This window comes from Oceanospirillum beijerinckii DSM 7166 (assembly GCF_000422425.1).
Taxonomy (GTDB): Bacteria; Pseudomonadota; Gammaproteobacteria; order Pseudomonadales; family Halomonadaceae; genus Oceanospirillum; species Oceanospirillum beijerinckii.
Genome location: NZ_AULT01000030.1, coordinates 70,544 through 78,598, shown reverse-complemented (window position 1 = coordinate 78,598; position 8,055 = coordinate 70,544). Strand labels below are relative to the sequence as shown.

The 8,055-nt window shown below is 51.2% G+C and carries 7 protein-coding genes; 5 read left to right on the top strand and 2 right to left on the bottom strand.

What is annotated here, in order from left to right; translation table 11 throughout:
• Window positions 1-337: IS110 family transposase (locus H579_RS0110160; RefSeq protein WP_036566011.1), on the top strand; the 337-nt coding region annotated here is incomplete at its 5' end.
• Between the two features lie 175 nt (window positions 338-512).
• Here H579_RS0110160 and H579_RS0110155 read toward each other — a convergent pair.
• Window positions 513-1,283: an ABC transporter ATP-binding protein gene (locus tag H579_RS0110155; RefSeq protein WP_028300587.1), complete on the bottom strand. Its 771-nt coding sequence runs from the start codon at window positions 1,281-1,283 to the stop codon at window positions 513-515.
• 332 nt (window positions 1,284-1,615) lie between these two features.
• Complete coding sequence (locus H579_RS25165) at window positions 1,616-2,671, bottom strand: GlxA family transcriptional regulator (protein ID WP_245583248.1); 1,056 nt, start codon at window positions 2,669-2,671, stop codon at window positions 1,616-1,618.
• Between the two features lie 397 nt (window positions 2,672-3,068).
• On the opposite strand from H579_RS25165, the gene H579_RS0110145 reads away from it, so the two are divergent.
• From H579_RS0110145 to astA, 4 genes are all read left to right on the top strand, one after another.
• Complete coding sequence (locus tag H579_RS0110145) at window positions 3,069-4,295, top strand: aspartate aminotransferase family protein (RefSeq protein ID WP_028300586.1); 1,227 nt, start codon at window positions 3,069-3,071, stop codon at window positions 4,293-4,295.
• Window positions 4,296-4,662: 367 nt separating this feature from the next.
• The gene (locus H579_RS0110140) at window positions 4,663-5,892 is read left to right on the top strand and encodes a hydrolase (protein WP_028300585.1); all 1,230 of its coding nucleotides are present in this window, start codon (window positions 4,663-4,665) and stop codon (window positions 5,890-5,892) included.
• The gene (locus H579_RS0110135; protein WP_028300584.1) at window positions 5,892-6,914 is read left to right on the top strand and encodes an arginine N-succinyltransferase; all 1,023 of its coding nucleotides are present in this window, start codon (window positions 5,892-5,894) and stop codon (window positions 6,912-6,914) included. Before H579_RS0110140 ends, H579_RS0110135 begins: the two co-directional genes overlap by 1 nt.
• A 111-nt stretch (window positions 6,915-7,025) precedes the next feature.
• A complete protein-coding gene (gene astA / locus H579_RS0110130; protein ID WP_028300583.1) occupies window positions 7,026-8,054 on the top strand; it encodes an arginine N-succinyltransferase in 1,029 nt (342 codons plus the stop codon).
• Window position 8,055: the final 1 nt, after the last annotated feature.

Below are 8,055 nucleotides of genomic sequence, written 5' to 3'. Positions count from 1 at the left end.
CTCGCGCCTGATGCTGTATGTATTACACTGTCGATCATTTACAGATGCGGGACAAGTAGCGGCCTATTTGGGTTTAGTGCCTCGTATCCAGCAATCAGGGCAATGGAAAGGAAGAAGCCGTTTAAGTAAGCAGGGGCCAGCCAAAATAAGAGCAAAGCTCTATATGGCAGCAGTCAGTTGTTTACAACATAACCCAGATATTCGACATCAATTTAAGCGTTTAGTAGAGAAGGGTAAAAGTAAAATGCAGGCCCTGTGCGCAGGTATGCGCAAGCTTGTTCAAATTTGTTTTGGTGTTGTAAAGCATCAAAGCGAATATCACCCTCAATCAGCCTAAAAGAGCTGTTGAAGGTGATTTGGAGAGATGGTATCTACAGCAACTTATCAGGATTGGTATAACTCGTGTTCTTTTCGCCCGTGCTTTTTCCGATTGCACTTTATTCAAGTCACACATCACCGGCAGCCTGAAGAATCAGGCCGAGGTATGTGCATGTGATAAGTGTTATTTGGGATCAGTAGATACTGGATAAGAACTCGCGACAGCGTTCAGATGTCGGGTTTTCAAAGGCCTGTTCCGGTGAACCAAACTCTTCGACACGGCCCTGATGCAGAAACATAATCTTGTTGGAGACTTCGCGGGCAAAGGCCATTTCGTGGGTCACGATCAGCATGGTACGGCCTTCCTGAGCCAGATCACGCATTACGCCCAGTACTTCGCCGACCAGTTCCGGGTCCAGTGCGGAGGTAGGTTCATCAAATAGCAATACCTGTGGGTCCATGGCGAGAGTTCGGGCGATGGCGACACGTTGTTGCTGACCACCGGATAGCTGAGAAGGATAGAAATCTTTCCGTTCGGACAGACCGACTTTTGCCATTAACTCTTCGGCGTAAGCCATGGCCTGATCCTTACTTTGACCCAGTACCTGGGTGGGGCCTTCAATCACATTTTCGATCAGGGTTTTATGGGGCCAGAGATTAAAGTTTTGGAAAACAAAACCGACTTTGGAGCGCAGACGTGCCAGTTGTTTATGATCAGTGGATTCCAGATCGCCGTTTTTACCCCGGCCTAAAGCCAGCTTCTCACCGGTAATCCAGATCTCGCCTTCTGTCGGTGTTTCCAGCAGATTGATACAACGCAGGAAGGTACTTTTACCGGAACCGCTGGAGCCGATAATAGAAATCACATCGTGCTCGTGAGCCTGAAGATCAATACCCTTCAGAACCTCCAGATCGCCAAAGGATTTATGGATGTTTGTAAGACTGATTGCACTGTTCTCAGGCATATTATTGTTCTCTCTGATTCTTGTTTTCTCTGTTCTCCCAGGTGTTGGGTGAGCAGAGCGCCGGACAGATAGTGGAACATTATTATGAGCGGTTACCGCTGGGCGATAACGTAATGTTCGTGGCGGGAGGACAAGACCCGCCGGGGTAGGCTGCTAGATGATCACTTTTGAGTGTCTGATCATGTCAGTGTGCTGACAGGCCTTTACCCGTAATAAATATCAGGGTTAGCTGATCTCAGTGTGAAAGTAACAAATTACCGGGGCAGGTTATTTTAAAAATCGGCCATTGAGTTCACAAAGTGCGACCCGGAAAAGTCAGCAGGATAAAAACGTCAGTGGTTTTTGAGTAGCACAGAGCGGCTGACGCCGGTCATAGGGCTGTCCTGATGCTCGCCTTCCTGCAGGCGTTTACGCTCTTCCCTCGGTGTCAGACCATAATGATTGCGATAGGCGGTACTGAAATAAGACGCACTGGAGAAGCCGCAGGCCAGACCGACCTGAAGTACGGGTTTATCGCTGCGCCGTAACATCTGACGCGCTTTTTCCAGGCGCAGTTCCAGGTAGTATTTGGAGGGTACGGTTTGCAGGTGTTTCTTAAATAGCCGTTCCAGATGACGACGGGAAACACCCACATGACGGGCCAGATCGTCGGCGCTTAACGGCTCTTCGATATTGGCTTCGATCAGCTGAACCGCTTCAATCAACTTGGGTTGGCTGACACCGATACGGGCTTTCAGTGGGATACGCTGTTGATCGTCGCTGGTGCGCATCCGCTCGCAGACAAACTGCTCTGAGATCGAAGCGGCCAGATCCATACCGTGACGCTGGCTGATCAGAAACAGCATCATATCCATCGCAGCGGTGCCGCCGCTACAGGTGTAGCGTTTGCCGTCGATCTCAAACAGATTGTTGGTTACTTGAGTATGGGGGAAGTCTTCGCGCAGGCTATCCATATCCCACCAGTGAATAGTCGCCTTATGGTTATTGAGCAGACCGGCACAGGCCAATAGATAAGAGCCGGTACCAATACCGCCCAGTGCAATGCCCGTGGTTCGCTGTTTACGCAGCCAGGCGATAATCGCTTCATTGCCGGTTCGGGCGATAGGGCTGGCGCCACAGACAAAGATCGCATCCAGTGGAGGAATCTCATCCAGGCTGTAATCCACCAGGGTTTTCACTCCGAAGCTACTGGCTACCGCTTCTCCATCATGACTGATCAGTACGGTTTCATAGTGTTCTTCACCGGTGACCCAGTTCGCCATGCGCAAGGGCTCAATCGCAGAGGAAAAGGCGATCAGGGAAAAGTTAGGCAACAGCAGAAACCCATAACGCAAGGTTGCGGGCTTAGCGGCAGTAACGGCTTGATATTGGGTGCTGGAGCCTGACAAGAGTAAAATCTCCTGAATAAATCCATCAGACAGAATAATTACAGGGTGAGAATACCCGTTTACAAAAACAAAGGCTGCGCACTGTGCGCTAAATGTCAGTTGAGAGCAAGTTTGTGTCGCGCTACTGAAAATCTGTCTCTGTTATCCCGCAGCCGTTTTGTCGATACTGTATATAAGCATTGATTAGCAAGGCTGATACAACGACAATCTGCGCCAACCAGGAATTTTGTTTTATAAATTCAAGCCTGGTCAGGGTTTTTGTTGAGCGACAGGTCGAGAGAACATTTTATCGCCAGTCGGAATCCGTGATGTTGATGACACCTGACCCGGATTGGCCTGATGATGACAATAAAGCACCGGTTCACAGTGGAACTGGTAAGAAGAGGTAGAGATCGCTATGACCACACAGCAAGTAACCCGCGCCCTGTTTGACGAGGTAATGGTGCCTAACTACAACCCGCAGCAGATGGTGCCGGTTCGTGGTGAAGGTTCTCGTGTTTGGGATCAGGACAACAACGAATACATCGACTTTGCCGGTGGTATCGCGGTAAATGCGCTGGGTCACTGTCATCCTGAGCTGGTTGCAACTCTGAAAGCACAGGCAGATCAGCTGTGGCACCTGAGTAACGTGTTCACTAACGAGCCTGCTCTGCGTCTGGCGAAGAAGCTGACTGATGCGACTTTCGCGGACAAAGTATTCTTCTGTAACTCCGGTGCAGAAGCCAACGAAGCCGCATTCAAACTGGTACGTAAGTACGCTTACGATAACGTAGGTGCAGAGAAGAACGAAATTATCTCCTTTAAGCAGGGCTTCCACGGTCGTACTCTGTTTACCGTTTCTGTCGGTGGTCAGCCGAAATACCGTGAAGGTTTTGAGCCTGCGCCGGGTGCTATTGAGCACGCAGAGTACAACAATCTGGATTCCCTGAAAGCGATGATCTCCGACAAGACCTGTGCGGTCGTGCTGGAGCCGACTCAGGGTGAAGGTGGTGTTGTACCGGGTAATGTTGAATTCCTGAAAGGTGTGCGTGAGTTGTGTGATCAGCACAATGCCCTGCTGGTATTTGACGAAGTTCAAACCGGTGTTGGCCGTACCGGTCATCTGTATGCGTATATGGAAAGCGGTGTGATCCCGGATGTACTGACGACTGCTAAGTCTCTGGGCGGCGGTTTCCCGATTGGCGCTATGCTGTGCAGCGATAAAGTGGCACCAAGCCTGGGCTTTGGTACTCACGGCAGCACCTATGGCGGTAACCCGCTGGCGTGTGCGGTCGCTGAAAAAGTACTGGATATTGTTAACACGCCAGAAGTACTGGAAGGTGTGAACACGCGTAATGCGATCTTCAATGAAGAGCTGAACAAGCTGAACGAGCGGTTCGGTATCTTTAAAGAAGTGCGTGGCAGCGGTCTGCTGATCGGTGCTGAGCTGATCGAAGCGTGGCACGGCAAAGCCGGTGACTTCCTGGCTGCCGCCCGCGAGCAAGGCTTGATGATGCTGGTTGCAGGTCCTAATGTGCTGCGTTTTGCACCGTCTCTGATCATCCCTGAGTCCGATATCCGTGAGGGTATGGCTAAATTAGGTGATGCCATTGCGAATGTGCTGGAAAATGCGGAAGAAGCGTGATCCAATAGGCGTCAGTTAAACATTAAAACACTATTGTTTTAATCGCAGATGGCCACGCTCCCCTGGGAGGTGGTCATTTTTTGTGCCTGGCGAAACAAACAGACTTCGATGTTTTGCTTTAGAGATTGGTTTCGAGGTTTGTCTGCTTATTTTCTTCCTTCTTCTCTTTGCTTTTGTTCTTTCCAACTTTCCAAATAGCCCTTTTAAAACTTTAAAAGAACGTCATTCCGTCCTGTCCTATTTCTAAATTCGGACCTTTAAAGCGCGCTTATAGTGTCCGCAATTTAAAAAAAAGGTCGCTTCACTGACAGATTGTCTTGTCTTCTTCATCAATAATAAACACAACCAAGAAAACAGGATGAGAAGAATGAGCACAGATTTCACCCCCTGGCTGAACTGGCTGGATGCGCAATACGATGAGATGCTGAGCAACACCATCAAGCTGTCCGAGATTAACTCCGGCAGCATGAATGCGGCCGGTGTGAATCGTATCGGTCAGGAGCTAATTGCGATCTGTGAGCCGTTAGGTGGTGAGGTTGAGATTCTTCCCATTGCACCTTTCCAGAGCGTGAATGCTCAGGGTGAGGTGGAAGAACATGCGTTGGGTGATGCGGTACGTATCCGTAAACGCCCGGAAGCACCGCTACAGATCTTCTTCTGCGGTCATATGGATACAGTATTTGCCATTGATCACACCTTCCAGAAAGTCACCTGGTTAGATGACGAAACCCTGAACGGTCCCGGTGTCGCGGATCTGAAGGGCGGTATTATGGTGATGCTAAAAGCGATTGAAGCGCTGGAGCGTAGCCCTTGGGCCGAGCGTATCGGTTGGGAGATCCTGTTTAACCCAGATGAAGAGATAGGTTCTCAAGGTTCCGCACCTCTGATTGCTGATGCGGCGAAGCGTGTACATCTGGGTATGATCTACGAGCCTTCCTTCCCGGACGGTAATCTGGCCGGTGAGCGTAAGGGTAGCGGTAACTTTAGTGTTGTCACTCGGGGTAAGGCCGCTCATGCGGGTCGTGAACACCATCTTGGCCGCAATGCCATTCGCGCTATGTGTGACTTTGTCGCCATGATTGATGATCTGAATGGTCAGCGTGAAGGTGTCACCATCAATCCTGGTTTTATCGAAGGTGGTGGTGCGGTCAATATCGTACCGGACATGTGTCTGTCCAAATTTAATATCCGTCTGGAAAAGCCGGAAGACGAAGCCTGGTGTGAAGCACGTCTGGCCGAGATCCTAGAGCAGATCAATAGCCGTGATGGACTGTCGATTGAGCTGCACGGTGGTTTTACCCGTAAGCCTAAGGTGCTGAGTCCAGCCAATCATAAGCTGTTTGAGCTGGCAAAATCCTGTGGTGCGGATCTGGGTATGACCATCGAATATCTGCCGACGGGTGGTTGTTGTGATGGTAATAACCTAGCCGCAGCAGGTATCCCGAATATTGATACGCTGGGAGTGCAGGGTGGCAAGATCCACTCTGCTGATGAATATGTGAAAGTGAAAAGCCTGACTGAGCGGGCCAAGCTGAGCGCCCTGATGCTAATGAAGCTGGCAACCAGTGATGATCTGAGTTGGCTGGGAGTAAACTGATGCTGTTATTTCGACCTCTGACGTTTAATGATCTGCCGGGGCTGGAGCGTCTGGCGGTGATCTCTGGTGGCCGCATGACCACGCTACCGGCCAACCGCGATCACCTGAATGAGCTGATCAACAACACCCAGCAGTCGCTGCGTAAGGCGGTTGAACGTCCTGGGGGAGAAAGCTATCACTTCGTGCTGGAAGAAACGACGACCGGCGAGATTGTTGGTGTTTCCGGTATTGAAGCGGCGGTGGGTCTGAGTGGTCCCTTCTACAGCTACCGTATGGATGAGGTGGTACACGCATCCAGTGAGCTGCAGATCCACAACCGGATTCCGGCACTGCATCTGTGCCAGGACTATACCGGTGCGTCACGTCTGTACACTCTGTTTATGGATGCGGGGCATCGCAGTGAACACAATCTGCATCTGTTATCCCGTGCGCGCCTGCTCTTTATGGCCGCGCACCCGGAACGTTTTGCTCCGCGCTTGATTGTCGAGCTGCAAGGCATTGCCGATGACAACAATCAGTCTCCGTTCTGGGAATGCCTGGGTCGTCATTTTTTCAATATGGATTTCAATAAAGCCAACTATTTGACCGGGATTAATTCCAAGGGCTTTATTGCGGATCTGATGCCGCACTATCCTGTTTATGTGCCTCTGCTAAGCGAAGCTGCACAGGCCGCTCTGGGGAAAGCCCGTGAGGACATGGTCGAGGTGCAGCAACTGCTGGAAGAGGAAGGCTTCAACTACCGCAACTACGTGGATATTTTTGATGCGGGGCCAACCCTGGAGGCCCGTACCGACACGGTGCGCTCTATTGTGCAAAGCCAATCCCTGACGGTTGAGATCAGTGATGAAGCTGTGGCTCAAGGCCGGTTAGCTCTGATCAGTAATGATGGGTTGCAGCAATACCGCAGCCTGATGCTGACGCTGAATCCGGAACAGCCCCAGCGATTGACTCATGCTCAGGCTGAAACCTTACAGCTGGCGCCGGGTGACCGGATGCGCGTGCTCTGGTTGGATGCTCCCTAGCGCTTATCGACTTCTATACTACTTATTAGATTTTCCCCAATTAACCGGCTGGCAAAGGCCCGGTACGCCCTCCCTTTGCCTGCATAATTTGATGATGGAGTGAACCCGACCATGATGGTAGTACGCCCAATCCAGGCTGAAGACCATGCCGCGCTGAGAGAACTGGCGCGAAAGACCGGTCCCGGCTTTACCTCTCTGCAGGATAACGACCAGCAGGTGGCCGCCAAAATGGAAACGGCGCTGGCCGCCTATAACCCGGATTCTATTCCACAGGAAGCGCTGTATCTGTTTGTGATGGAAGATACCGACACTGGCGAAGTGGTGGGTATCTGCGGTATCGAGGCGGCGGTCGGTCTGTCCGATCCCTGGTACAACTACCGCGTTGGTACGTTGGTACACGCATCCCGTGAGTTGAACGTGTACAACCAGGTCAATACCCTGACCATCTCCAACGATCATACGGGTTACTCCGAGCTGTGTACGCTGTTTTTAAGTCCGGAAGCACGCCACAGTAAAAACGGTGCCCTGCTGTCCAAGTCCCGTTTTATGTTTATGGCGGAGTTCCCACAGCGTTTTAACGAATACCTGATCGCAGAGATGCGCGGTTATTCCGATGACAAGGGGGTATCGCCGTTCTGGGAAGGTCTGGGCCGTCATTTCTTTTCACTGGATTTTGCTGAAGCCGACAAGCTGTCCTCTATGGATAAGGTGTTTATCGCCGAGCTGATGCCGAAAAACACCATCTATACCAACCTGCTACCCAAAGCGGCTCAGGATGCGATCGGTAAAACCCACGAAGCCACCACACCAGCCCGTAAGCTGCTGGAAAGTGAAGGCATGCGTTACACCGGTTATATCGACATTTTTGACGGTGGCCCGACGCTGGTATCCCGCAGCAATGATATCCGCGCGATTCAGGAAAGCCGCTACGTTAAAGCCCATATTATCGACAACCAGCCTGAAGGCGGGCGCTATCTGGTCAGTACCACGGACTTCCGTGATTTCCGTTGCTGTATGACCGCACTGGAGCTGGTTGGTAATCATGTTGTTGGCCTGCCCCAAGAGGTGGCTGACGCCTTAAAGATTTGCGAAGGCAACACCGTACGGGTTGTACCCCTGTCTTCCGGAAGGAGATTCTAAG